1 protein-coding gene is annotated in these 1,066 nt (G+C 75.0%); it reads left to right on the top strand.

Annotated elements, in window-relative coordinates; all coding sequences use genetic code 11:
• A partial coding sequence (locus ABZ281_RS50370; RefSeq protein WP_356665652.1) for a fibronectin type III-like domain-contianing protein occupies positions 1-1,066 on the top strand: 1,066 nt, incomplete at both ends.

Raw genomic sequence — 1,066 nt, 5'->3', positions numbered from 1 at the left:
GGCATGCGAAGCGGGTGACCTGCGGAATCCGCAGCCGCATGCGCCTTTGAATTCACTCGGAGAGCAGACGGAACGCCGATGGGGGGCCGCCTACCCGTACGCCGTCGACCCGGCCGGGCTCCCGGCGGTGCTGTGGACCGCGCACGGCGGCCAGGCGGCCGGCACCGCCCTGGCCCGTGTCCTGGCCGGCGACGTCTCCCCCGCCGGCCGCCTCCCGCAGACCTGGTACGCCGACGACGCCGACCTGCCCGGTCTCCTCGACTACGACGTGATCGGCGCCCGCCAGACGTACCTGTACTTCGAGGGCACGCCCCTGTTCCCCTTCGGGCACGGCCTGTCGTACGCCTCGTTCGCGTACGACGGCCTGACGGCCCGGGTCGGGGACGGGGCGGTGCGGGTCTCCTTCTCGGTCACCAACACCGGTGACGTGACGGCCGACGAGGTGGCCCAGCTCTACACCCGGGCCGTCGACGCGTCGGTGCCGCGTCCGCGCCGCGAGCTGCTGGACCACCGCCGCGTCACGCTCGCCCCGGGGGCGACGGCCGAGCTGGGCTTCGACGTCCCGCTGGCCGCGTTCGCGTTCTGGGACGTCGCCCAGGACCGGTGGCGAGTGGAACCGGGCGGGTACGAGCTGCTGGCCGGGGCGTCCAGCGAGGACGTCCGGCTGCGGACGACGGTCATGCTCGACGGCGAGCCGACCCTGCCGCGCGCGGTCCTCGCGAACGGCCTGGCCACGGCCGGGTTCGACGAGCAGCGGGGCATCGCGATCGTCGACCGGACGAAGGTCTCGGGCGACGCGGTGACCCCGGCGGGCCCGGAGACGGGCGAACTGGTCTACCGCGCCTGCGACTTCGGCCGGGGGGTCTCCGAGGTGACGATGGAGGTGGCCGGCGAGGGTGCGGTCGAGCTGTCCCTCGACGGCGGCCCGGCCCTCGCGGTGCTGTCGCCCGCCTCACCGACCTCGGGTCCGTACGACTACGTCTCCCTCGGCGCGTCCATCGCCGCCGCCGGCGTCCACGACGTGCACCTCAGGCTGCGCGGCCCGCTGCGGCTCGCGCACGTCGGC

The organism is Streptomyces sp. NPDC006265, assembly GCF_040613555.1.
Taxonomy (GTDB): Bacteria; Actinomycetota; Actinomycetes; order Streptomycetales; family Streptomycetaceae; genus Streptomyces.
The sequence above is the reverse complement of the archived record's forward strand: the minus strand, read 5'-3'. Positions and strand labels throughout refer to the sequence as shown.